This window comes from Chryseobacterium manosquense, assembly GCF_014623485.1.
Taxonomy (GTDB): domain Bacteria; phylum Bacteroidota; class Bacteroidia; order Flavobacteriales; family Weeksellaceae; genus Kaistella; species Kaistella haifensis.
In genome coordinates, this window is record NZ_CP060203.1 from 754,668 (window position 1) to 779,127 (window position 24,460).

General features: G+C 36.6%; 20 protein-coding genes. 9 read left to right on the top strand and 11 right to left on the bottom strand.

Going from position 1 to position 24,460, the window contains the following annotated elements; all coding sequences use genetic code 11:
• Window positions 1–79: 79 nt before the first annotated feature.
• Entirely contained in the window at window positions 80–1,117 is a 1,038-nt protein-coding gene (locus H0S70_RS03485) for a PLP-dependent cysteine synthase family protein (protein ID WP_188321717.1), read from the bottom strand.
• A 222-nt stretch (window positions 1,118–1,339) separates the two neighbouring features.
• Here H0S70_RS03485 and H0S70_RS03490 point away from each other — a divergent pair, with 222 nt between their 5' ends.
• From H0S70_RS03490 to H0S70_RS03505, 4 genes are all read left to right on the top strand, one after another.
• Window positions 1,340–4,825 (top strand): glycosyltransferase family 117 protein, encoded by a 3,486-nt coding sequence (locus tag H0S70_RS03490; protein WP_188321718.1) that lies wholly within the window; start codon window positions 1,340–1,342, stop codon window positions 4,823–4,825.
• 2 nt (window positions 4,826–4,827) lie between these two features.
• Window positions 4,828–5,352 (top strand): DUF1697 domain-containing protein, encoded by a 525-nt coding sequence (locus H0S70_RS03495; RefSeq protein ID WP_188321719.1) that lies wholly within the window; start codon window positions 4,828–4,830, stop codon window positions 5,350–5,352.
• 150 nt (window positions 5,353–5,502) lie between these two features.
• Complete coding sequence (gene kdsA, locus H0S70_RS03500; protein WP_188321720.1) at window positions 5,503–6,312, top strand: 3-deoxy-8-phosphooctulonate synthase; 810 nt, start codon at window positions 5,503–5,505, stop codon at window positions 6,310–6,312.
• Window positions 6,313–6,598: 286 nt separating this feature from the next.
• A complete protein-coding gene (locus H0S70_RS03505; RefSeq protein ID WP_228453828.1) occupies window positions 6,599–8,776 on the top strand; it encodes a TonB-dependent receptor plug domain-containing protein in 2,178 nt (725 codons plus the stop codon).
• 56 nt (window positions 8,777–8,832) lie between these two features.
• Here the strand turns inward: H0S70_RS03505 and H0S70_RS03510 are convergent, their stop codons facing one another.
• The 4 genes from H0S70_RS03510 to H0S70_RS03525 are packed head-to-tail and all read right to left on the bottom strand — an operon-like array spanning window position 8,833 to window position 13,313.
• Window positions 8,833–10,350: a carbon-nitrogen hydrolase family protein gene (locus H0S70_RS03510; RefSeq protein ID WP_188321721.1), complete on the bottom strand. Its 1,518-nt coding sequence runs from the start codon at window positions 10,348–10,350 to the stop codon at window positions 8,833–8,835.
• Between the two features lie 17 nt (window positions 10,351–10,367).
• Window positions 10,368–11,414, bottom strand: coding sequence for an anhydro-N-acetylmuramic acid kinase (locus H0S70_RS03515; protein ID WP_188321722.1), 1,047 nt, complete (start codon window positions 11,412–11,414; stop codon window positions 10,368–10,370).
• 30 nt (window positions 11,415–11,444) lie between these two features.
• Window positions 11,445–12,035: an LPS export ABC transporter periplasmic protein LptC gene (gene lptC / locus H0S70_RS03520; protein WP_123904749.1), complete on the bottom strand. Its 591-nt coding sequence runs from the start codon at window positions 12,033–12,035 to the stop codon at window positions 11,445–11,447.
• 3 nt (window positions 12,036–12,038) lie between these two features.
• Complete coding sequence (locus H0S70_RS03525; protein ID WP_188321723.1) at window positions 12,039–13,313, bottom strand: hypothetical protein; 1,275 nt, start codon at window positions 13,311–13,313, stop codon at window positions 12,039–12,041.
• 268 nt (window positions 13,314–13,581) lie between these two features.
• Here H0S70_RS03525 and H0S70_RS03530 point away from each other — a divergent pair, with 268 nt between their 5' ends.
• Together H0S70_RS03530 and H0S70_RS03535 are read left to right on the top strand one after the other, a co-directional pair.
• Window positions 13,582–14,700: a DNA polymerase III subunit gene (locus H0S70_RS03530; RefSeq protein WP_188321724.1), complete on the top strand. Its 1,119-nt coding sequence runs from the start codon at window positions 13,582–13,584 to the stop codon at window positions 14,698–14,700.
• A gap of 110 nt (window positions 14,701–14,810) precedes the next feature.
• Window positions 14,811–15,470, top strand: coding sequence for a LuxR C-terminal-related transcriptional regulator (locus tag H0S70_RS03535; RefSeq protein WP_123904752.1), 660 nt, complete (start codon window positions 14,811–14,813; stop codon window positions 15,468–15,470).
• A gap of 67 nt (window positions 15,471–15,537) precedes the next feature.
• Here the strand turns inward: H0S70_RS03535 and H0S70_RS03540 are convergent, their stop codons facing one another.
• The 6 genes from H0S70_RS03540 to H0S70_RS03565 form a co-directional block, all read right to left on the bottom strand.
• On the bottom strand, window positions 15,538–17,040 hold the full coding sequence (locus tag H0S70_RS03540; RefSeq protein WP_188321725.1) for a carboxypeptidase-like regulatory domain-containing protein: 1,503 nt from the start codon (window positions 17,038–17,040) through the stop codon (window positions 15,538–15,540).
• 6 nt (window positions 17,041–17,046) lie between these two features.
• Window positions 17,047–18,426, bottom strand: coding sequence for a CsgG/HfaB family protein (locus tag H0S70_RS03545; RefSeq protein WP_188321726.1), 1,380 nt, complete (start codon window positions 18,424–18,426; stop codon window positions 17,047–17,049).
• Window positions 18,427–18,444: 18 nt separating this feature from the next.
• Entirely contained in the window at window positions 18,445–18,861 is a 417-nt protein-coding gene (locus tag H0S70_RS03550) for a curli assembly protein CsgF (protein ID WP_188321727.1), read from the bottom strand.
• 12 nt (window positions 18,862–18,873) lie between these two features.
• Complete coding sequence (gene csgH / locus H0S70_RS03555; protein ID WP_188321728.1) at window positions 18,874–19,602, bottom strand: curli-like amyloid fiber formation chaperone CsgH; 729 nt, start codon at window positions 19,600–19,602, stop codon at window positions 18,874–18,876.
• 12 nt (window positions 19,603–19,614) lie between these two features.
• Entirely contained in the window at window positions 19,615–20,028 is a 414-nt protein-coding gene (locus H0S70_RS03560; protein ID WP_188321729.1) for a hypothetical protein, read from the bottom strand.
• A 199-nt stretch (window positions 20,029–20,227) separates the two neighbouring features.
• Window positions 20,228–21,112 carry a hypothetical protein gene (locus H0S70_RS03565; RefSeq protein WP_051872658.1) on the bottom strand — a complete coding sequence of 295 codons (885 nt, stop codon included), beginning with the start codon at window positions 21,110–21,112 and terminating at the stop codon, window positions 20,228–20,230.
• Between the two features lie 278 nt (window positions 21,113–21,390).
• On the opposite strand from H0S70_RS03565, the gene H0S70_RS03570 reads away from it, so the two are divergent.
• Genes H0S70_RS03570 through H0S70_RS03580 form a run of 3 tightly spaced genes read left to right on the top strand, consistent with a single transcriptional unit; the run spans window position 21,391 to window position 24,456 of the window.
• On the top strand, window positions 21,391–21,999 hold the full coding sequence (locus H0S70_RS03570) for a TetR/AcrR family transcriptional regulator (protein WP_123247809.1): 609 nt from the start codon (window positions 21,391–21,393) through the stop codon (window positions 21,997–21,999).
• A 39-nt stretch (window positions 22,000–22,038) separates the two neighbouring features.
• Window positions 22,039–23,388, top strand: a complete 1,350-nt coding sequence (locus tag H0S70_RS03575) for a TolC family protein (RefSeq protein WP_394367305.1) — start codon at window positions 22,039–22,041, stop codon at window positions 23,386–23,388.
• A 6-nt stretch (window positions 23,389–23,394) separates the two neighbouring features.
• On the top strand, window positions 23,395–24,456 hold the full coding sequence (locus tag H0S70_RS03580) for an efflux RND transporter periplasmic adaptor subunit (RefSeq protein WP_188321730.1): 1,062 nt from the start codon (window positions 23,395–23,397) through the stop codon (window positions 24,454–24,456).
• The last annotated feature ends 4 nt before the right edge of the window (window positions 24,457–24,460 follow it).

Below are 24,460 nucleotides of genomic sequence, written 5' to 3' on the forward strand. Positions count from 1 at the left end.
TTGGCAAAGTTAACAAAATTTGATATGAAAAACCTTTTTGTGTGATACAAAAAGGTTTTCCAATGCTTTTATTAATGAATTATTTGATGATTTCTGTTTTGAAAACTTCATCGTAATTATGTACACAATTATTGATGAATCCTTGTTCTTCCATCCACTTATCACTATAAACTTTGGTGATGTATCTGGAACCGTGATCCGGGAAAATTGCAACTACCACATCATTTTTGGAAAATTCGTGAGAATTGGCATATTGCAAAAGCCCTTGAGTAACTGCACCAGTGGTATAACCGCCCATAATTGCTTCTTTTAAAGCGATTTCTCGGGTTCTGTATGCCGACATTTCATCATTTACTCTTACAAATTCATCTACTTTATCAAAAAGTAAAGCGGCCGGGATTAAATTTTTTCCCATACCTTCGATTTGGTAAGGATGAATTTCATCTTTATTGATTTTCCCTGTTTCGTGGAATCCTTTCAAGATTGATCCCGATGCGTCTACACCGATTACTTTGATGTTAGGATTTTTTTCTTTCAAAAATTTAGCAGATCCTGATAGTGTTCCTCCGGTTCCGGTACAAGCTATAAGGTGGGTGATTTTTCCTTCGGTTTGCTCCCAAATTTCCGGACCTGTTGTTTGGTAATGTGCATCAATATTCAATTCATTAAAATACTGATTGATATAAATCGAGTTTGGGGTTTCTGAAGCAATTCTTTTCGCAACTTCATAATAAGATCTAGGATCGTCTGCCGGAACATTTGCTGGGCAAATATATACTGTTGCTCCTAAAGCTTTTAAATAAGCAATCTTCTCTTTTTTAGTTTTATTGCTTACAGCTAAAATACATTTGTAACCTTTGATGATTGATACCATCGCAATCGAAAAACCGGTATTTCCGGAAGTGGTTTCTACAATTGTAGAGCCAGGTTTCAGAAGGCCTTTTTTTTCGGCAGCTTCTATAATATGGATGGCGATTCGGTCTTTGGTAGAGTGGCCGGGATTATATGATTCTAGTTTGGCATAAACCGTACCAGCAATGTCTTTGGTAACAGTATTTAGTTTTACTAAAGGTGTTTTACCGATTAATCCCAGAATATTATCGTGAACATTAGTCATTTTTCGTCATTTTTCTCTATAAATCCGTCTGCAAAAATACAAAAATAAAATAAAAAAATAACTAAATTAATAGGATATGATTGTTTGGTAGTGATTCTCAACATTTTTTGTAAAATTTTTAGTGAAAATTTGTGGAATTGAAAAACAATTTTTCATTTAAATTTTGTTAAAATCAATTCTTAATAAATTAAAAACCTTATTTTCGCAAGATTGAATTTATATATGAAAAATTGGTCTTTTAAACAATGGAATACCCTTACTGGATGGGTGATGTTCGTAATTGCTTTTATTACTTATCTGTCAACTATTGAGCCTAATTTCAGTTTTTGGGATACCGGAGAATATATTGCTTCGGCTAGCAAACTGGAAGTTACCCATGCTCCAGGCGCGGCTCTTTTCCAGCTGATAGGTGCGGTTGCGGCGATGTTTGCTTTCGGAAATGGTGAAAATTATTCCGTGGTAATCAATGCGATGTCTGCGTTATTCAGTGCGTTGACCGTTCTACTTTTGTTTTGGACGATTACTCATTTGGTGCGAAGACTTCTTAATAAAGATTTTGATCAAATCACTACCCGTCAGGAGATTTCAATTCTTTTTGCCGGAGCTATTGGAGCTTTGTGTTTCACTTTTTCGGATACTTTTTGGTTTTCGGCGGTTGAAGGTGAAGTTTATTCGATGGCTTCATTGTTTATCGCACTTTTGGTTTGGTTGATTACCAAGTGGGAAAACGAATATCATGATGCCGATAACGAAAGATGGATTATCTTAATATTCTTTGTCACAGGCCTATCCGTAGGTGTTCACATGATGGGAATGCTTGCGATCCCGGCAGTTTGTTTGATTTATTATGCTAGAAATTACGAATTTACTTGGAAGAGTTTTATTTGGGCAAATGTATTTACCTTAATCATATTAGCTATTGTTTTCAAAGGAATTTTCCCTTTGATTATGACGCTTTTTGGCAAGACGGAGATTTTCGCGGTAAATGGAATCGGTTTACCTTTCCATTCAGGAACAATTATCGCATTTATTATCCTAATTTCTATGTGTTATTTTGCTTTAAAATATGCTAAGAAATCCGGTAAAAAAATCTATCAAACCATTGCGCTTTCAGTGATTTTTATGATTATTGGTTTCTCCTGTTGGATGGTCATTCCGATTCGTGCAAACGCTAATCCACCGATGAACCTAAACAATCCGGACAACGCAATCGGAATGCTCGATTACTACAACCGTGAGCAGTACGGAGATTGGCCAACTTTCTATGGACAAAATTATACCGCTTATCTTGATGCGAATGGAATTCAGAAAAACGAAGACGGAAGCTATAAAACCAAAAAAACAGGTGATGTTTATGAAAAAGACGCGCAAACAGGAACTTACCGCAAAGTAGGTGAGCGTTTTAATTACGTGTACAGCCCAGATCATGTGAGTTTCATGCCGAGAATGTTTAATGAAGACAAAGCGGTGATGGCAAACTACATTTCGATGTACGGCGCACCCGATTTTTCATTTAATTATGCCAATGATGAGATCGCAGAAAACCCGGAAGCGCAAAAGATTTTTCAAGATTTAAGAAAGAAATATGAAGAAGGAAGTATTACTGCAGATGATTATCTTTCCGTGAAACCTTATAATTTAATCAATGTTCAAAGACCTTCTTTAAGCCAAAATTTAGATTATTTCTTCACTTTCCAAAACGGATATTACTTTGTAAGATACCTGATGTGGAATTTCGTTGGAAGACAAAACGACCTCGAGGGACACATGGAAAATAACCGTGGAAACTGGATTTCCGGGATTCCTTTCATCGATAATGCTTTGTGGGGAGACCAGAGTAAAATGCCCGCGAAATTTAAAAATGAAAGTACGGTTGCGTTTTTCTTTTTACCATTAATTCTTGGGTTGCTTGGTTTCTTTTTCCAGCTTAACAGAGATTTCGGAAGATTTTACGCAATTCTGGCATTATTTATCTTAACCAGCGTCGGAATTATTTTTTATACTGGGGTAAAACCCTTCGAGGTGCGTGAAAGAGATTACGCTATGGTAGGTTCATTTTATGCTTTCGCGATTTGGATCGGTTTAGGAGCAGCCGCGATTTTGTGGTTTATTCAGGAAAAAGTAAAATCGAATGTTGCGAATGTCGTTGCAGGAATTGTATTGTTAGGAGTTCCTTTCATGATGGGTTTTCAGAACTATAATGTACACGACAGAAGCGGAAGACGCGCAGCTTACGATTATGCATACTCAACGCTGAAATCTTTACCTAAAAACGATATTCTTTTTGTTTATGGTGATAATGATACCTACCCAATTTGGGGGTTGCAGGAAACTTCCGGCTTTCGAGATGACGTGAAAGTGGTAAATTTCACGCTACTTTCTACACCGTGGAATATCGACCAAGTGAAAAGAAGAACCTATAATTCTATGCCTGTTCCTTCATCCTTAATGCATGAAGATTATCGCGACGGCACCAATGATCAGATTTACCTGATGAGCCCGGAAGATTGGAAAAACGTCTTTGCCAACCTGAAAGATCAGGGTGCTCCGGAAACTACTTTTGCCGGTTTCCGAAAGTTCCTTGTCCAAGATTCAATGACTTTAAAAGAAGCCATGAATTTCATCAAGACAAAATCTGATGATAAAGATCAAATCCTAAAGATGCTTTTTGGTGAGGCAAAATATGAAAAATTTAATTTCTTGCCTGTTTCTAAATTTGTTTTACCGGTAAACAAAGCCAACGCCGTGAAATCCGGAATTATGAAAGCAAGTGATGCCGCACAAGCGGTGGATCATATCACTATCGATTATAAGAGCAACAGCATGTTCAAAAATAATCTGATGATGCTCGATATTCTGGCAAATTTCGATTGGAAAAGACCTATCAATTTCTCCACCGGCGGAATTTATGATCCTGAAAATATCTTCTATCTCAGCAATTATTTGCAGTATGATGGTTTCAGCTATCGTTTAGTTCCGATTTATACCGAAGAACGCGAAGATGGAGAATTGGGTAGAGTAGATGGAAATTCATTATATAATATTGTTAAAAACTACAAGTGGGGCAATTTCAAGGATTTAAGTACTCATTTTGATGAAACCTGTACCCAGAATATTGTAAGTTACAGAAGTTCAGCAAGTCGTGCAGCAGAAGCGCTTGCACTTTCCGGACAAAAAGCAAAAGCAATAGAAGTTTTAGATTTGGCTTCCAGAGAAATTCCTGTGGCTAAATATGATGATCCTCGCTCGCTGAGTTCAATAGTTTACGGCTACATTGTTTCTGGGCAAGAGCAAAAAGGTCTGCAATTGGCCGAAGAGCTCAAGAAAGGAATATTCACCGAATACGATTATTACAGCAGTCTATCACCAGATGAACAACGATTTGTTGCAAAACAAATGCGCACCAAACCGATGGAATATTCATTGGTGATTGCTGCAGTTTCCGATGCTTACAATAGAATTGGACAAAAAGATAAAGGGTACAATTATTTAGTGAAATCCATCGAACCCATTGATCAGCGCTTTAATGCTTTTACCAAAAATTTGCAGGCGATGGGTAAAGAGAAAGCTTTCAAAGAGGCCGAAAAAGTACAGAAAATTACGCCTTTCTACACTTATCTTTTCGATGTGATGAATCCTTATGATTCCACGTATTCCAAGGAGAAAGAAGAACAGATTACCAATGCGATCATGAAAGCAACTCAGTAAAAGTGAAGTATTGTGCGTTTCTCCGCGGGGTGAATGTCAACGGAACATCTATGAAAATGGCAGAAGTTTGCAAAGTTTTTTCTAATGCCGGAACGAGTGAAGTTTCATCGGTTTTAGCGACCGGAAATCTGATTTTTTCCTCTGATAAATCGGCTGCCGATTTAAAAATTATTTTGGAAAAAGCGATGTCGGAATATTTCAATTACGAAGCATTTCTTTTCATTAAAACCGAAATCGAAGTGAAAGCAATTCTTGAAAATTCTCCGTTTCAGAAATTAGAAGATTCGCATATTTACGCTTTTGTAGGAACCGAAAATTCTGGGAAAATGCTTTTGGAAGAATTCGATCATTCGCAAAAAACAGAAAATGAAAACGCACAAATCGTTGAGCATATTTTCTATTGGCAAGTTCCGAAAGGCAATACTTTGGATTCCGATTTTGGTAAAGTTTTAGGCAAAAAATCTTTGAAAAATAAAATCACTTCCCGAAATTTGAATACTATTGAAAAAATCATGAAGAAATTTTAGTTCTGAAAAAAATAATGATGTAAGGCGGGCTTTAGCTCGCTTTTTTTATTAAGTACAATCAATTGATTTTAGCTGAAACTTAAAAATAGATGCATTGAAAAAATCCGTATTTTTGTAATTCAATTGGTTTTAAACTTTAAAAACTCATTCATGATCCAATATTTAGAAAACATCCATCACAAAGATTCCAAAAACTTCTTTCTAATCGCTGGTCCGTGCATTATTGAAGGTGAAGATATGGCACTGAGAATCGCCGAAAAAGTTGTAGAACTTACCAATAAATTCGAAATTCCGTACATCTTCAAAGGCAGTTTCAAGAAAGCCAACCGAAGCCGCGTTGATTCATTCACGACCATCGGTGAGGAAAAATCTTTGGAAATTCTAAAAAAAGTAGGGGAAACCTTCAATATTCCCACTACGACCGATATCCATGAAAACGAACACGCTGCTTTGGCCGCAAATTATGTAGATGTATTGCAGATTCCTGCGTTTTTGGTTAGGCAAACCGATTTATTGGTCGCTGCTGCAAAAACTGGAAAATGCATCACCTTGAAGAAAGGTCAGTTTCTTTCTCCGGAATCCATGAAATTTGCGGTGGAAAAAGTAGTAGATTCTGGCAACAGCAAAACTGCGATTATCGAACGTGGGAATACCTTTGGTTATACCGATTTAGTGGTGGATTTCCGCGGAATTCCAACGATGAAAAATTATGCGCCGGTGATTTTAGATGTAACGCATTCTTTGCAACAACCGAATCAAAATTCCGGCGTTACAGGTGGTCGTCCGGAATTAATTGAAACCATCGCCAAAGCTGGAATTGCTGTTGGAGCAGACGGACTTTTCCTGGAAACACATCCAACTCCGGCTACCGCACTTTCGGATGGTGCAAATATGTTGCAACTTGACAAATTGGAGGATTTGCTTCAGAAATTAACCAGAGTGAGAGAAGCGATTTTGTAATTTTTTGTTATCTTTAAAATCTAAATCATCCGCATTGAAAAAACTCCATTTACTCCTTGTATTTTTGCCGGCTTTTGCTTTTTCGCAGATCAATCTTAAAGTTCTTGACGAGAATGGAACTCCTGTTTCGCAAGCTAATGTTTCTTATAATAACCAAAATTTCACAACCGATGGAAACGGTTTTGTGAAGATTCCAATTGCCAGTTCAGAGGAAACGCTTTCGGTACAAAAGGAAACTTTCAGAGGTTTTAGTAAAAATATTAAAACCAATCCAAAAGTACAGCATATCAATGTTTTATTTGTAAAATCTGAAAGAGAATCGCAAATTCAGGAGGTGGTTTTTCAGAAAAAAGGGAAACCAAAGATTACAGATTTAACTTCTGTTGAAATTTCCGCGAAAGAAGCACAACAGGTTTCTTCGCTTTCCGGTGGTGTTGAAGGATTGTTGAAGACTTTGCCTTCCGTGAATTCCAATACCGAACTTTCTTCGCAATACATGGTGCGAGGCGGAAACTATGATGAAAACCTTATTTACATCAATGATATTGAAATTTACCGTCCGTTTTTGATTCGAAATTCTTTGCAAGAAGGGATGAGCATCATCAATCCCGATATGGTTCAAGCGATTAATTTTTCCGCCGGCGGTTTTGAAGCGAAATATGGAGACAAAATGTCTTCAGCATTGAATATTTATTACCGCCAACCTACTAAATTTGAGGTTGCTGGTGAGGCGAGTTTAATTGGTGGAAGACTATCAACAGGTTTTGCGTCAAAGAATAAGAAGTTTTCGGCTTTGTTTTCAGGAAGATACAGAAACACCAATTTAGTCCTTAATACTTTGAATGAAGATACCGATTTCAATCCACAATACATGGATTTTCAGTCGAATATCAATTATAAATTGAATGACAAATGGAATATTTCATTCATTGGATATTACAGTAAGAATGATTATGAAATGGTTCCAAAGGTAAAAGAAGTCGATTTCGGAAGTTTGCAAACGCCTTTGAAACTGACTGTTTTCTACGACGGAAAAGAAGATGATGCCTACAAAAACATGATGGGAACTGCATCGATCAACTTTAAACCCAACAATAAATGGTCTTTTACATTAGATAATTTCGCTTACCAAAACCGTGAAAGAGAATATTATTCGATTGCTTCTGCATATCGCTTACAAACTTTCGATCCCATTACCGGCGAGCCTGTAACTTCGTATGATGTAGGAGGACAAATCGATCACGCGAGAAACGATTTATTGGTAAAAACCTTCGGAACACAACTGAAATCCCGTTTTTCTCCTGATGTAAATACCGATTTTGAAGTAGGAGTGAAATTCGAAAAAGAAAATCTAAAAGACCTTACTAATGAATGGCAACTTGTGGATTCATTGGGATATAGCACCCCGATTGATTACACGACGCCGGGAACTTTGAATGCTGATGATTTGCGTTTGAAATTCAATATTGCAGGTTCCAATCATATTCAGCCGAGCAGACTTTCCGGGTATGCACAGTTTTCTAAAAAATTCTATTGGGGAACCAACAGAGTTTTCGTCAACGCCGGTGTGAGGGCTTCTCACTGGGATTTCAACGACGAAACCATTATTTCACCGAGAGCGCAATTCGCCATAAAACCAGATTGGGATATGGATATGCTTTTCAAAATTGCAGGTGGAATTTATTACCAATCGCCTTTCTATAAAGAGATTAAAGATTTGGATGGAAATTTCAATTCGGAAATTAAATCCCAACGTTCGATGCAGGTTATTCTGTCCAATGATTTTGAATTCCGAATGGTCGATAGACCTTTCAAACTTACTACGGAAGCGTATTACAAGAAAATGGATAACTTAATTCCGTATTATTTGGACAATGTGAGAATTCGCTATTCCGGTAAAAATAATTCGGAAGGGTATGCGTATGGAGTGGATGCGAGGTTATTCGGAGAGTTTGTTCCCGGAGTTGATTCATGGGTTTCTGCGAGCTATGCAAGAGTTTATGAAAATATCGATGGAAAAGGATATATTCCACGACCGACGGATCCGCGTTTCCGATTCTCGATGTTTTATCAGGATTATATGCCTAAATTCCCTTCAATGCGCGTAAATCTTACCTTAACTTACGCTAACGGATTGCCTTCCGGAACCCCAATTTCTTTGGATGAAAACGGAAAACCCGATTTTGAAGCGCCTTATCAATACCAAAGAACTTTGCCTTCTTATAAAAGAGTTGATATTGGTTTGTCCAAAGTTTTTATCGATCAAAAAGACAATAAAGTGAACGGCGGTTTCTGGGGGAATTTCAAGGAATTGACTTTGGGGGTGCAGATTTTCAATGCATTTAATATCAGTAATACCGTTGCAAACCAGTGGATTAATGATGTTTCTACCAATTACAATTATCCGGTTCCGGTTCGTTTGACAGGTCGATTCTTCAATGTAAAACTCGATTTTAAACTGTAATAATTTAAACTTTAAACATAAAAAATCCCGAAATTAAAAACTTCGGGATTTTTCTTTTATTCTGCTTCCGTATTGAGATTGACAGTGTCGTACAGGTCTCTTCTTCGATCCGACATTGTTCGAACTGCGCCGTAATGATGAAGTTCTTTCAATAAATTCAAATCTACATCCACAATGAGTGTAGTTTCGGTATTCGGCGTCGCTTCTCCCTTTATCGCATTTGAAGGAAACGCAAAATCTGAAGGTGTGAAAACCGCCGCTTGACCAAACTGGATGTCCATATTATTCACCCCGGGCAAATTTCCTACACAACCCGCGATGGCCACATAACATTCATTTTCAATGGCTCTTGCTGCTGCGCAATGACGAACTCGGGTATAAGCATTCTGCGTGTCGGTAAGGTAAGGAACAAAGAGAATTTTCATTCCTTGATCTGCCAAAATCCTCGGTAATTCCGGGAATTCAACGTCGTAACAAATCACCAAACCAACTTTTCCGCAATCGGTATCAATCACCTTTATTTCGTTTCCACCTTTCATTCCGTAATATTTCTTTTCGTTCGGTGTGATGTGGATTTTTCTATGTTCATCGATTTTACCATCGCGGTGCAGCAAATAACTGATGTTATACAGCTCTCCATTATCCACAATAGGCATGCTTCCGGCGATAATATTGATGTTGTAACCGATTGCAAATTCCGAAAGTTTCAGTTTGATTTCTTCGGTGAGTTCAGCCAATTTAAACATACTTTCTCTTTCCGAAAGATGGTTGAAAGGCGCAAGCAAAGGTGTGTTGAAAAGTTCCGGGAACAAAATAAAATCCGATTTGTAATCTGCCATTACATTCACGAAAAATTCCACTTGCTCATAAAAGGCATCGATGGTTTTGAAATGTCGCATTTGCCATTGTACTAACCCAAGTCGGATTACCGAATCCTGCATGGTATTGGGTTTTTTGCTGTAATAAATGTTGTTCCATTGCAGCAAAACCGCATTCTCTTCTGAATGTACATCTTCCGGAAGATAGTTTTTTAAAATTCTTACCGGCAAAAAATTATTGGCCAATTGAAAACTCAAAACAGGATCGTAAATTTCCTTATTTCTCACCTTTTGGATGTACGCTCTCGGCGAAAGTTCAGCGCTGTGAAGGTGATAATTTGGAATTCTTCCACCCACCATAATCGATTTTAAATTTAAGGTTTCGCAGAGCTCTTTTCTCACATCATAAAGTCTGCGCGCCAAACGCAATTTTCGGTATTCTGGATCCACAAAAACTTCGATTCCGTATAGCACATTTCCGGTGTCGGAATGTGTGTTGAACGTATAATTTCCTGTAATCTCTTTGTAGGTATGATCGTCTCCGTACAGTTCGTATTGAACAATTAAAGAAAGTGCAACTGCAGCAATTTTCCCATCAACCGTGATGCAGATTTGTCCGTCTCGGAAGATTTTCAGTAGTTTTTGGATGCTTTTTTTCGACCAAATACTTTCCGACATCGTGGGATAAGCTTTTTGCATCGTTTCTTTCAGTTCGTCATAATCGTCGATCGATAATTTTCTGATATCTATTTGCATAAATTTTTATTTTTAAGTTAAATGACTATTCCGGAAGAATGATTTTCGGAACTTCCTGTTGCTGAACTCAATACATTTATTTCATTATTAAGTCTTAAAACTCCCATCAATGCGAAGATTAAAGCTTCTTTGAAATCAATAATTCTTTTGTCGGGAACAATGATTTCGGTTTCAGTTTTGAGTTTTATTTTCTCCAGCAAAAAGGAATTATATGTTCCGCCGCCGGTAAAAAATACGTTTTTCAATTGATAATCATTGAAAACAGTTGCAATTTGATCCGCAATATGTTCGGTAAAAGTTGCCAAAATATTTTCTGGAGTTTCATCAAATAATTTCGGGAAAATATTTTCATTCACCCACTCAATTCCTAAAGATTTTGGTGGTGTTTTTTGATAAAATTCAATGGAATTTAATGTTGCTAAAATCTCTTCATTGATAATTCCATTTTTGGCGATATTTCCGTATTCATCATACTTTTGGTGAAGAAGTTGTGCAAATTTATTCAAAACAATATTCACGGGACAAATATCAAAAGCGATTCTTTTTCCATCTTTTTTAAAAGAAATATTCGAAAATCCACCGAGATTTATGCACGCGTCAAAATCTGAAAAAAGCAATTCATCGCCAATAGGAACTAGTGGAGCCCCGTTTCCGCCCATCAATACATCCTGACTTCTGAAATCGTAGACAACCGGAATTTTATTTAAAAGTTTTATCGCTTTTCCGTCACCGATCTGAAGCGTAAATTTTTTTTCAGGTTGATGAAAAACAGTATGACCGTGAGATGCGATTAAATCTATATTTTTTAAAGAATTATTGGTGATGAATTCCTTTACTTTTTCACCCAAATAAAATCCGTATTCTGAATTTAAAGCCAAAAGAGCTTCCGCATTTAAATGAATGGCATTTCGAAGTGATTCCTCCCAAAAATCCGAATAAGGAAGGGTTTCCGCATGCTGAATGTTGAATTTCCACCGGGAATTTTCTTTGGTGAAGGTTGCGCAACAAATATCAAGCCCGTCAAGGCTTGTTCCCGACATTAAGCCGATTGCGTTGAAGGTCATAGAAAAAGATTTTTCCGAATGTACGAAAAATTATTTTCCTTTTTCAGGGATTTTCTTTGCGTTGATATTCCCGGAATTGTTGTAGAACGTGTATGCCGAGAAATCGTCTTTTGCACGCATTCCGTTGGCGCCAACAAGTGTGGAACCGTCTTTATCGGTTACAAAAACGGTATCGGAGGTGTAAATTTCTTTTTTTATTTGATCCCAATACACTGATTGCATGGCGAAAATCTGGTTTTCGTTGGTGATGATTCTCACATTTCCTTTTGCTTCGTAGAACTTCTTTTTCTCGTCGAATTTAGCGTATTTGGCATTGATTTTCCCAGGAACTGTAGGTTTTTTCTTGTCGTAAAAAAGAATGTTGATTCCTTTTTTTGCTACGATGTAGGGCGAGTCGATAAACTCGTATTTTTCAATTAATGGTGCGGTAGCACGCAGCTTTACCATCCCGGAATCGCGTTGTACAATCTTTGCATTATTAATGATTTGCGAAGGGAAATTGGTGTTTTTGTTTTTATTGACCTGAGTAAGGTCTTCGTCGCATGAAATTAAACCAAAAAATATAGCACAACCTAGGAAGGCGGCTATATTTTTAGATATTATTTGCTTATAAAATTTCATTTTTTAATCATAAAGACGTTTCACAAACCATTTATCGGCAAAGTTGATTCCGACTTTTAGGTTGATGAAATTTTGGCGGATCAAATTGTTATCCAAAGTTCCTCTTTTCCCGATTTCAACTCCCAAATCGATGCCGCTCATTCTGCTTGCACTTCTGTTTTCGAAAGGCAAAGTAACGCCTCCGGTTAAAGCAAACTGATTGATATTGGTTCCGTTGATTGCTAGATTTCCTTTTTCGTAATAAGCTCCGTAACGGTAAGTAACTCTGGAAAAATAGTTTCGGAAGTTGTTGTAATTTGGTAAAAACCAACCACCTGCAGCAATTCTGTAAGAATTTTCATTAGCAAAAGGTTGTCCCAAGAATTGAATAGTTTCCCCTTTTTTGAAGTCGAACTGAGTTCCTATAAACCATTTTGTATCGCGACCATAACCGGCTCCCAATGAGAATTCCATAGGAATTAGGTTTTTGTCTGAACTGAAATCTTCGTCGATAATGCTTACGTTATATTTGGTAACACCATCGGTATAATAATAGGTACTGTTGGTATAATTGGTTTCCATTTTCCCGGTAGTACCAAAAGTATAAGTTGCTCCTAAAGTCAATTTTTTATCAGTGCCGTATTTTTTCTGATAAGCAGAACCAAGGGTAAAATTAAAGGTTTTAATTTTATTTTTGGTCTCGTAACCATTGATCAACTCGGCGTTGCTATAGGTAAGTTCGTTGATATCATAAAGATTTCCAAAGTAGAAATTGGTTCTAAGACCAAATCCTAATTCCGGAGAAGCCTGATAAGAAAATGCAGCTTGCACAGTGCTCAAAGTTCCTTCACCACGGAAAAGATTCGCTTTGATGGTTTCATCGGCTAACGTTTCTTGGGTAAGAACCGAATATTTTTTGGAGCTGTAAGGTTGGTAACCCAAACCAAATTTTACTTTGCTAGAAATAGGGAATGCTATTGTAATATTCGATAGATAGGTAGAATGTTTGGTAACATTCATGTTATCGTAATTCGATTTGAAGAAATTATTCTCGTTAGTCGCTTCTACTTTTACAGTGGTAAGTTCCAAATTTTTATTCGCAGCAGGGTTACTGAAATTGAAATTATTATTGAAGTCCCAAATATAAGCAGTAGAAATGCCGCCCATCGCATTCACATCAGTTGTGTTATCATACTTCACATCCCCAATTCCGAAGGCAGCGTAAGGAGAATTACCAATCGATTGCGCATTGAGGAAAAATCCTGTTGCGATCAGCGGTAATACAAAAATTCTTTTCATTCTCTATTTTTAAAAATAATGCGCAAATATCCTAAATATTACTGAATTGAGGAAATTTACTTTGGTTAAAGTTTGTTAAGGGCTTCTAGAACGGATTTTTCATTTGAAAAGATACCAAAATTCAAAAAAAAATTAAAAATTAATCTATAATTATTTGAATGAATAGAGAAAAATAATTGAAAATCTTGTCATAATAGAAGCATTAACTAAACGATTATGCTCATTAAAACGCTATGAATTGCTTCTAAAAATTATTTATCTTTGAAAAATGAATTGGGAACAAATCGTCGGTCAGGAGAAACTCAAAAACCTCCTTATAGAAAGTATTGAAGACAAGAGAGTGGGTCATGCGCAGCTCTTCGTAGGTAAAGCTGGTTATGGAACTTTGCCGTTGGCAATGGCATTTTCTAAAGAGATTTTCCGAAGAGAAAACGAACTATCTTCCTCCAAAGTAGAACACCTCAACCATTTAGATTTGCATATAAGTTTTCCAGTTTTCAAAGAAAAAAACAGCGGACTTACCGATCCGTTCCGGCAAAGTTTTCGGGAAATGATCCTCGAACATCCGTATGCCAACGATGAAGATTGGAGCGGAATTTTGGAATCTCAGAACAAGCAACTCACCATTTATGCCGATGAAATCGACGAATTGAATAAAAAATTTGCCCTCAAAAGCTTCGAAGGTGGCAGCAAGATTCTCATTGTTTGGCAAGCCGACAAAATGAATAATGTTGCAGCCAATAAATTCCTGAAATTTCTAGAAGAACCACCGAAAGATACCTACATCATCCTCACTGCCGAGAATATCGATAATATTTTGCCTACCATTCTTTCGCGAACTCAGCTGGTTGAAATCCCAAGAATTCAGGATGAGGCGATGGAATCTTTTATTCAAAATCAATATAAAATCAGTGCAGAAAAACTTCGCGAAATCGTTTTTCAAGCGCAAGGAAATTGGAACATCGCTCAAAAGCTTTTGAACACGGAAAACACAGATAGCGAGTTCGAGCAGCTGTTTATCAACTGGGTTCGCGAAGCATTTCAGGTGAAAAAGAAACCCGAATTCCTTAAAAATATTGTATTCTGGGCAAAAAATATCGCCGACTGGAACCGCGAAAAACAGAAAAACTTCCTGGATTATTGTTCAGAAATGTTTCGATTGGCTCTGCTCCAAAATTACGGAAGCGAAAATTTAGTCTATAAAAAAATAGATTCTGGCGGTTTTAAATGGGAAGGGTTCTCGAGATATATCCACGGGGCCAATATTGAAGCCATTTTAGAAGAAATTTCAGTCGCCGATTATCATTTAGGAAGAAATGCAAATCCCAAAATTGTGTGGACCGATTTGGGAATCAAACTCTCCCGATACATCCATAAATCCGCTTAATTACCGAGTTCATTCCATTATTTCTATTCTTTTTTTTACCATTAATAAAAAAAGGGTTATTTCACCTTTTTGCAATTAGATGATTTTTAGTAACTTAGTCAAAACAAAAAATGATGAAAAAGAATATTACAATTTATGGAAACCATCAGTTTCTTCTAGAATTAATGAGGGATTTCCTCGACGCAAATGGATTTTCTAAATTACATCCTATTTATTTAGTCTCTTCTAATCAGGAGATTGAGCAAATTGATGTAGCAAAAATTGATTTTTTAATACTGAATTTAACTGCAGAAAACATTAATGAAAAATTCGAATTGATCGATAAATTGTTACTGCTAAATAGTGAAATGAAAATCATTGTACTTTCCGGAAATTCTGATGTGAAAATAATTAAGAGACTTTTTGATAAAGGAATAAAAGCATATTTGGGCAAAAATACCGACTCCGAAGAGTTCCTGAAATCCATACAATCTGCTAAAAAAGGATTGGTTTATATTAATGAAGATACTAAAAACGATCTCTTCAATTACATTTGCAGCGTAAACGATCCGGATCGGGAAAAACCTTCAGGAGCTGACGAATTGACTGCCCGAGAAATGGATGTGTTGAGTCTTATTTGCGAAGGATTGCGGACTAAAGAGATTGCTGAGAAGCTTTTTATCAGTGTTCACACCGTAGAATCTCACAGACGTAATATTATGCTGAAGCTGAATATTAATAATTCATCACGATTGGTGAAATACGCTATAGACCATAGTTTGGTGAAATAAATTTATTTTATAATATCAAAAAAAAGCAGAATTGAAAAATTCTGCTTTTTTATTTTAAAGTTTTTGACTATTCCCAATCTGGCATTTCTCCGTTGCTGAAAAGATTTGCTCTTTCAGATTCCGAGTCAGAAGAAATAGAAATAACCATAATGTTTTTCACAGAAATTCCGTCATTTGAGGTATTTGTGAAAATAATTTGCGAATTATTGGGTGAAAATCTTGGGTCCAAATCATTGGTTCCATTTTCTTTTTCACTTTCTACGGAAAGGTCACGGGCAGTGTTGGTGGTAAGATTGTACAAGAAAATATGCGAATCCAGTTGTCGGTAATGATCATCTTGATATCCAGAAACATCATGACAATACACTAAATAATTACCATCTACCGAAAAATTAAGACCTCCTGAAGCCCCGTTTGCGTCTGATAAAATGGTTTTTAGGGTATTTCCGAGCATATCGATCACGATAATTTTAGAATTGTAACCATGCAGATCATTTGTTTTTAGAGCTATTTTACTTCCATCGTAACTCCAGTCGCATTCTGATATCAAGCTTCCATCGGTGGTCGTGTATAGTAATTCCTGGCCGCTACCGTCTTTATTGATTTTATACAATTTATTAAAATTCGGATAAATGAATTTTTCGCCATTGGTACTCCAAGCAAAGTCGAGTTCGGTATTATTAAATCCAGCAACAGGAATTCCAGTAACTTTAAAAACTTCGGTTCCGTCGGGTTTTGCCGTGAAAATGTGAGAATTTCCACCTTCTGTTCTCAGAAAAGCAATCAAACCGGCGTTGTTGTTCTTTCGCGGTCGCCAACTGTTGAATGAATTGGAGGTGAGATTGAAACTAGTTCCTATTTCATCACTCGAAATGATGTAGGAATTTCCGTTTTGTTTTCTTACAAAATGATAGCGATTTTGCGGAACTTTATTCGTGGTGAATTTATAAACAGGGCTATAAACGTCGTTGTGAATCCCATCGTTTACCACCACTTGCCAGAAATAATTTGCACCGTGAACCAAATCTTCTAAGGTATAAGTGGTTTCTTCCAAATCCTTTACTTCCAGAACATTGGTGTTGAAATTGTTTTTTACGATCAATCGATATTTTAAAACATCCAATGAATCAGGATCCGTAGATCTCCAGGAAAGTTGTACGGTGAGCGGTTGATTTTCTGCGTTGTCAGTTGGGCTCAATAATTCCGGAATTGAAGGAGCTGTATTTAAAGATTCATCATCATCCATTTCAAAGGCGAGAGTAACTGCTTGACCGGAGTTTTTTAAATTAGCAGATTGAAAATTATTGAGATATCCGGAAACTTCTGCTTTTACAGAATAATCCCCCATGGGAACTTCTGTAATTTCAAAACTTCCGTCAGCTGCTGTAAAAACTGTATTGGTGGACGGTGAAGTCGTTATTTTTACGTTTTTTAGAGGAGTATTCATTCCTCTTGTTACCACTTTTCCTTTGATGGAACCAGTTTGAACTTGATCCACAATTTCTTCTTTACAGGAAAAAAGCGTGAGCGAAAATAAACCGATTAGTAGGTAAGTATATAAAGTTTTCATGAGTTTCTATTTTTGTTGATTACCGAAATAATAGTTAATTCCAAGACCTATCCGCATGATATTATCATTTTGTTTTCCACTGACGAAACCGTCTAATTTGTCTTTAAAACCAAAATCATATTGAAAATAGGTTCTTGCAGAGAAATTGTCGCTAATTAGGTAATCCAACCCACCGCCTAAATTGGCTTTGATAAATGGATCATTGTCGGAAAACAATGCACCGAAACCAGCATAGACAAATGGTGTAAATTTGAACTGAGGCAAAAAGAGATATTGAATATTAAACTCAGGTCCGAAATAATCTCTTTCTATGATGCCGGTATTTTTTATTTTAACGGTATTTACGCTGGCTTCCAAATTGATGTTTTTATTAAGAAAAAAGCCAATTCCAACCTTACTTCCGATGGTATTTGCAGCATTTTTGTAATCACCATTAATTTGTTGACCTTCTACATTGAGGGTGATGAAGTTTGATTTTCTTACTGCATTTTCAACTTTATTTCCAAGAAGTCTTTGTTTATTTACTTCTTTTTCTTCTTTATATCCGGAAATGAGATTATTGTAAGGAACTTTATTTTTATCGATTCCGTTTCCCCAAATATCATTTTGCAGACCTTCGATGATAAGGGTTTTTACAGCTTTTTCAATGGCTTCGGTTACAGCGAGCTGTACCGGTTCGTTTTGTGTAAAACCGACTTCCGATTCTAACAATCTTTCGGTATCGATATATTTAAAAAAATTTCCACTAACGCCTGTAGATAGGATGTTTTTAGAAACATAAACTGTTTTCAGTATTTCTCCGTTCAGCGTTGAAACTGCTCTAAGATAAACGGTTATTCGATCTTGTCGGTACTGGGTAGAACCACCGATTCCGAAATAGCGGGCTCCAACGCCGCCAGTCATCACATTACTATCATAAGAAATGATTCCGCCTTCCAACAAAATCCCGGCATAGAGTAGAGGTGGAAGCATTTGCGGATTTTTATCACCATCTTTTGCATATTCTTGTCTGGTTGATCGGATGATCTGTCTTTCGTTCAATAAATTGGCTATATTTTCCCTTTCGATGGGGATAAACCATTTGCTGTCTTCTAATGCTTTGATAAGGATTGTAGTGGTTCCTTGGGGAACGGCGGTGCTCCAGTTACTCCCGGTTTCAGAAGGTTTGTATTGCCCGGTTTGATCTCTGAATTTATAAACTCCCACAACGATTTTGTCTTTTGGTGGCGGAATTTCCTTCAACTCTGTTGTTAAATTTGTTACTTCTCCTAAAGTAGATTTTTCTCCGTTTGCGGGCAGATTAAATAATGTACTGCAACTTTGCAACGAAAAAACAATAGGCAGAAAGTATAAAATTTCCTTTCTGAAATGAATTTGTATTTTCATGGTAGGAGTTTTTTTTGATTATCGAGGAATGATGATTTGCGACTGCTCGCCGGTTTGGGTATCGAGAATGTTGATAACTAAACCTTGTGAGGCCTCTGAAACATCAAGAAAAAGCGATCCGAACATATATTTTCCGGGAGTCATACCGCCACTGCTACCAAATTTATCATCGATTAGTTTACCTGAAAGTTGGCTTAATAGTTGGCGGTTGAGACTTTGGGTAAAACTATCCATAGAATCGAAATCTTTTAACAGATCACTATATTTATTATCTCCGTCATCAAATTGATTTTGGGCATTTGCAGAACTCAGCATCCATTGATAATTGAAAGTATCGCCTCCAAAAGCAGGATTGATGGGCTTGTAAACCAATTGCTGACCGAAAAAATAAGTCGTAGCAAAGCAGAAGATTAAAGGAATAAAAAAAGTTTTCATGGTGTGTTTTTTTTAATATCGGAACTCATTTTTGAGCAAGCTGGTCTTGCGGTGATAATCTAGAATAATCTTAATACACACGTTAGCTTGTTCTGTGAGGTATTCGTCGTTTGGATTAGCCGCAAAGCTGTACAACGTTCTGTCATCCACTTCTACAGAAATTTGGCTGCCTCTTCCCATAGTGGGCAATTCTCCAATGGTAACAGCTGTGTTTATTTTTTCAGGTAATTTGCTGTATTCAAGGTAAAAAAGATCGTAGAAATCTTTACCAGTTTTGGTTTTTGTTTGGTCAATGGTAAGACCTTTCAATTCGAAAATTTCATTTTCATTAACGTTGCTTACTTTGCGAGTAAAAGTTTTGGCGTTGATTTCGAGACTGTCTTTGGAAATCAGTTGGCCGGTTTGTTCATCTTTAATAAAAAGAAAAACCTTCAAAGCATCATTTTTCTGTATATTCACACTTATTTGAGAAAGTGTTTTGGTCTCTTCAGGTTTTAGTGTGAACTTCCCGGATTGCTTATTATTGGAAAGATTCCCAGAATTGCCTTTTTTTATGGAAACGAATAGGTAATTAAGTTCAGAATAAGTGTCTGAAGGATTAGTCGCAGTTGCTTTTAAGGTTAATTGGCCTTCCACGAAACTGCTTTCGATTTTTGAAGTAATCGTTTTTTTTTCTTGCTGTGCAAACGTTAATTGTACTGCGAAAAATAGGATAAAGGAAATGTAAAGTAGCGTTTTCATTTTAATGGATATTTAATAGTTCCTCATAAATATCGTCATATTGTCACCTTTCACATGAAACTGAATTTTTTCTGAAATACTGTTGCTTCCCGTAATGTCGATGATGTTGTTATTTCCTTGCGTACTAATTGTAGGGTTTGCAGATTTTTTGTTGAATGCATTGTTGAAATTCAAATAATTATAATCTCCAATTTGTATCGTTGACAAGTCCGTTTTGCTATTGGTGTAAATTTCAGAAAAGTTGTGATTTCCATACTGATAGTTGATGCTTTCTGAATGAGTGCCTTCCTGAGGTGTTGGTTGTAATTGCGTAATAATAGCCAGAGCGTTATTACTATTGACGTTCTCAAAATAAATTTGTTGAGCAGAAGCGAAGAACGCAACTACCAACAAGAAAATAGTTGATATTCTGGTTATAGTTTTCATGATTAGTTTGATAAAATTACTTATTAATAGTGACCTGATTATCACCTTAAACACTAGTTTTGAATTTGGTTATTTTTAATTACGACTATGGGGTGTAAAAACCCTTTTTAAGAAAAATTTTATATGAAATAATATTTTTTATTAAAAAAAATAGGAGAAACTAAAGTTTCCCCTATAATCATTTCAGTTTGATCCGCTATTAGTTAGATTGGAATGTAAATAAAGTGTTGCCATTACCAACTTGAGTTCCTAAGTGGAAATGATTTGTTCCTAATTGAAGTACAGATGTGTAGTTGCTGCTACCGATCTGTAAATCGATTGCTGTATTGTCATTACCAAATTGCCATTGGTGTAATTCATTATCACTTCCAACTTGCAAACCTGTGGTGCTGTTACGATTTCCAACTTGCCAAGAATCAGCTACGTTGTCGTTACCCAATTGTATATGACTAGCCTCGTTTCTGTTTCCATCTTGTGTTTGCCAAATAAAGTTATCCGAACCTACTTGCAATGCGTAAGCCTCGTTTCTATTACCCCATTGTTCCTGTATTACATCATTATTGACACCTAATTGTATAGAAGAAGCCTCGTTTCTGTTACCAATTTGTTCTTGGTCAGATTCGTTTAATGCACCAACTTGTAGCGTACTAGCTTCATTTCGGTTTCCCTGTTGGTATTGGCTTGCAACATTTAGCATCCCTAATTGTGTAGAAGAAGCAACATTTCGATTTCCAATTTGCATTTGAGAAGTAGCATTAGCTAAACCAACTTGGAGTGTAGAAGCTTCGTTTCTATTTCCGTACTGTTCAACTTGATTCATGTTAAGAATACCATATTGATCAACATCAATTACATTTCGGTTTCCATCGCTCAATGCAAAATTCATATTACCGGCACCTACCTGATCGATAGTGGCAAAATTAAGATTCCCATCCTGTGTAAGGAAGTTCATGTTCACGAAACCGGTTTGGTTTACATAGGCCTCGTTTAAATTACCTAACTGAGTAGATACATCAATGTTCGCTTGTGAGTAAGCAAATCCGAAAGACATAAGTGCGCAGGCACTTGCAAATAATTTTTTCATGGTTAAAAAATTTTATTGGTTAGTTTGTGATACAAATGTAGAACGATTATAAAGTAAAAGAATCACGAATAACGTCTATATTATAAAAATCCATGTAAATTATGAGAGGCATAGTAAAATCACCCTTTTTGTTTTTCATTTTTGGCTATCCTTTAATGACCTATTAAAATTTTTTCATAGAAAAAACATTCATGGAAAGGGAAAATATTTAAAATAAACTAGGAAACTTTTTTTGTTTTAAGTTTTCTTTTGTAACTTCGCAGCCGAAATTTGTAATAATGGATGTAAAATTTTTAGAAAAAGTAGCTGATTTGTTTGTCGTAAACGGTGCAAAAACTTTGACAATGGATGATATTGCGAAAGAATTCGGGATGTCTAAAAAAACACTTTATCAAAAATACACCAACAAAGAAGCTCTTTTAAGCGATGTTCTTCAGTTCAAATTAAAAGAAGTCATCGAAAAACTCAACGAACTGGATATTAAAATTGAAAATGCCATCGAAAGAATGTTCTGCCGTGATGAACAGATCGAAAAGGCAGTGCAAACCAATAGATCATTATTTATTCGACAGCTAATTAAGTATTATCCGACGATCTTTAATCAACATATGATGCATTTTTCTGAAAAATTTACCGAGGTAATCATTCATAACATAAAAAGAGGTAGAGAACAAGGGTATTATCGGGACGATTTTGATGAGAAATTATACGGTAAGATGTTTTTTCAACTTATCATGTCCTACGATAGTTCACCATTTTTCAATACTGAAGAAATCGATAGAACACACTTTAATAATGAAGCGATGAAATTTTTCATGTATGCCATCACCATTGAAAAAGGCAAAAATTACTTAAAAAATATAGTCTGCAAATCCGAAACGGTTTGATTACCATAAAATTTTTAACAAATAATAACTCAATATACAATGACCAACTGGAGAAACATGGCGCTCGGTGCGCTGCTCTTTGCCTTCTCGATTACCGAGTTGCAGGCACAGGAAACCGTTACCCTGAAACAAGCCATCGAGTATGCGCTGCAAAATAAGGCAGAAGCACTGAATGCCAAACTAGATGTCCGCAATGGTGATTATCAAATCATGGAAGCAAAAGCGGGGGCTCTTCCGAAGATTAACGGTGTAGCCAACCTAACTTATAACCCAATTTTGCAAACTACTGCATTAGATGCAGGTGCATTCAGCGGGGGTCCAAGTAATATTCAACTGATCACAATGGGCCAAAAATGGAATGCCGGAGCGGGAGTCCAGCTTTCTCAGGCATTGTTTAACCAGCAGGTTTTCATTGGGTTGAAAGCTGCGAAATCAACCAAAGAATTTTATCAGCTTAACGCACAGCTCACTGAAGAACAAATCATCGAAAGGGTTTCTAATGCTTATTTTCAAGTTTTTACAATTCAGCAAAAGAAAGAAACTTTAGAAAATAGCTATGCAAGCACAGAAAAGGTCAGAAATATTATTAAAAGCTTATTTGATAACGGTCTTGCAAAAAAGGTAGATTTGGACAGAACCAATGTGAACCTCACCAACATCAGTACGGTTTTAAAGCAACAGCAAAACGCCATAAACCAAGCAGAAAACGCATTGAAATTCTATATGGGAATGCCGATTGAGAACGAAATAGAGCTGGTAAAAGCCGATATGGAAATCACACCTCATTTGCTGGATGAAACAGTGGGAACCGACAGCAGATCGGAAATTAAAATATTAAACAAGCAAAGAGAACTTTTGCAATACAATAAAAAAGCGGTAGAAGCAGCGTATTACCCGATAGTAAACCTCAATGCCAATTACAGCTGGCAAGGATTGGGTAATAAGTTTCCTTTAACCAATGGTGAAAAAAATGGCGTTTATTGGGCCGATTATTCAGCGATTACTTTGGGCGTGAATATTCCTATTTTTAATGGTTTCGCAACAAAAGCTCGTGTAGAAATGGCGCAAATAGAATTGGATAAACTGGACGTAAGCATTAAAGACACTAAACTGAGCTTGGATTTATCTTATCAAAATGCAAAATCGCAAATCGAGAACAGTCTTTTGGCCTTAGAAAACCAAAAAGCCAACGTTAGTCTTGCTGAAACCGTAACTTCAAATACCAAACATAATTATCAGTACGGTTTGGCGACGCTGACAGAATTATTGGAAGCGGAAAACGCATTGGTAGAAGCCAAAAACAACTACAGCAATGCTATTTTGGAATACAAAATCGCAGAAATACAATATTACAAAGCAAAAGGAGAACTTAAAACTTATTTAAAATAAACTATCATGAAAAAATCTTTAATATATATCATCGTTGCAGCACTACTTATCGGTTGGGGAGCTTACACTATTGTGGGAAACAAAACCAAACAAGAAAAAGAAGTTGCTGAGGTAGCGAAACAAGTCGATAAAATCAACGTGAATGTAGTTACCGCAAACCGGGAAAACATCAATACCGATTATTATGCAAACGGAACTTTCGTCCCGAAACAGGAAAGCAATCAGTCTGCGGATATTTCCGGTCGTGTGGTGAGTGTTTATGTAAAAGAAGGTTCTCGCGTAGGAGCCGGACAAGTGTTGGCAAGTATAAAGAGAGATGCAATTGAAGTAGATGTTACCCAAGCTCAAAATAATTTACAAAATGCCATTATCGACAACCAACGTTACGAAAACGCTTACAAAACAGGTGGTGTTACCAAGCAACAATTAGATAATTCCAGACTCCAGCTGAAAAATGCACAAGCTGCTGTGAGATCGCAAAGCGTAAGAATGAACGATACCAAAGTAAGAGCCGGGATCAGCGGAACGATCAATAAGAAAATGGTAGAGCCGGGAGCTGTAGTATCCCCGGGAACGCCATTGTTTGAAATCGTGAACATCAACAGTTTGAAACTCGCTGTTTTGGTGGATGAAAGCCAAGTCGGGAGAATCCAACTCGGGCAGCAAGTGGCTATTAATGTTAATGTTTTGCCTGATGAAAATTTCAGCGGTAGAATTTCTTTTATCGCTCCAAAGAGTGATGCTTCCCTCAATTTCCCTGTAGAGATAGAAGTTGCTAATAATGGAAAACTGAAAGCTGGGATGTATGCCACCGCCATATTCAAAACCAATTATGGTGCTGAAAATCAAAATATGCTCGTGATACCCGCAGAAGCTTTCGTAAATGGAGTTAGTTCAGGTCAGATATTCATCGTTCAAAATGATACTGCTAAACTCGTGAAAGTACAGACAGGAAAAGTATATGGCGATAAAGTGCAAATTATCAGTGGTTTGAATGGTGGTGAACAAGTAATTACCAGCGGACAAATCAACTTAGAAAACGGATCAAAAATTAATATCGTAAAGTAGTACA

Coding starts and splice junctions, on each gene's coding strand:
- H0S70_RS03485 (WP_188321717.1), bottom strand. CDS start 1,117: ATGACTAATGTTCACGATAATATTCTGGGATTAATCGGTAAAACACCT.
- H0S70_RS03580 (WP_188321730.1), top strand. CDS start 23,395: ATGAAAAAATCTTTAATATATATCATCGTTGCAGCACTACTTATCGGT.
- H0S70_RS03490 (WP_188321718.1), top strand. CDS start 1,340: ATGAAAAATTGGTCTTTTAAACAATGGAATACCCTTACTGGATGGGTG.
- H0S70_RS03540 (WP_188321725.1), bottom strand. CDS start 17,040: ATGAAAACTTTATATACTTACCTACTAATCGGTTTATTTTCGCTCACG.
- H0S70_RS03570 (WP_123247809.1), top strand. CDS start 21,391: ATGGATGTAAAATTTTTAGAAAAAGTAGCTGATTTGTTTGTCGTAAAC.
- H0S70_RS03575 (WP_394367305.1), top strand. CDS start 22,039: ATGACCAACTGGAGAAACATGGCGCTCGGTGCGCTGCTCTTTGCCTTC.
- H0S70_RS03545 (WP_188321726.1), bottom strand. CDS start 18,426: ATGAAAATACAAATTCATTTCAGAAAGGAAATTTTATACTTTCTGCCT.
- H0S70_RS03535 (WP_123904752.1), top strand. CDS start 14,811: ATGATGAAAAAGAATATTACAATTTATGGAAACCATCAGTTTCTTCTA.
- kdsA (WP_188321720.1), top strand. CDS start 5,503: ATGATCCAATATTTAGAAAACATCCATCACAAAGATTCCAAAAACTTC.
- H0S70_RS03510 (WP_188321721.1), bottom strand. CDS start 10,350: ATGCAAATAGATATCAGAAAATTATCGATCGACGATTATGACGAACTG.
- H0S70_RS03515 (WP_188321722.1), bottom strand. CDS start 11,414: ATGACCTTCAACGCAATCGGCTTAATGTCGGGAACAAGCCTTGACGGG.
- H0S70_RS03530 (WP_188321724.1), top strand. CDS start 13,582: ATGAATTGGGAACAAATCGTCGGTCAGGAGAAACTCAAAAACCTCCTT.
- H0S70_RS03560 (WP_188321729.1), bottom strand. CDS start 20,028: ATGAAAACTATAACCAGAATATCAACTATTTTCTTGTTGGTAGTTGCG.
- H0S70_RS03565 (WP_051872658.1), bottom strand. CDS start 21,112: ATGAAAAAATTATTTGCAAGTGCCTGCGCACTTATGTCTTTCGGATTT.
- H0S70_RS03550 (WP_188321727.1), bottom strand. CDS start 18,861: ATGAAAACTTTTTTTATTCCTTTAATCTTCTGCTTTGCTACGACTTAT.
- lptC (WP_123904749.1), bottom strand. CDS start 12,035: ATGAAATTTTATAAGCAAATAATATCTAAAAATATAGCCGCCTTCCTA.
- H0S70_RS03525 (WP_188321723.1), bottom strand. CDS start 13,313: ATGAAAAGAATTTTTGTATTACCGCTGATCGCAACAGGATTTTTCCTC.
- csgH (WP_188321728.1), bottom strand. CDS start 19,602: ATGAAAACGCTACTTTACATTTCCTTTATCCTATTTTTCGCAGTACAA.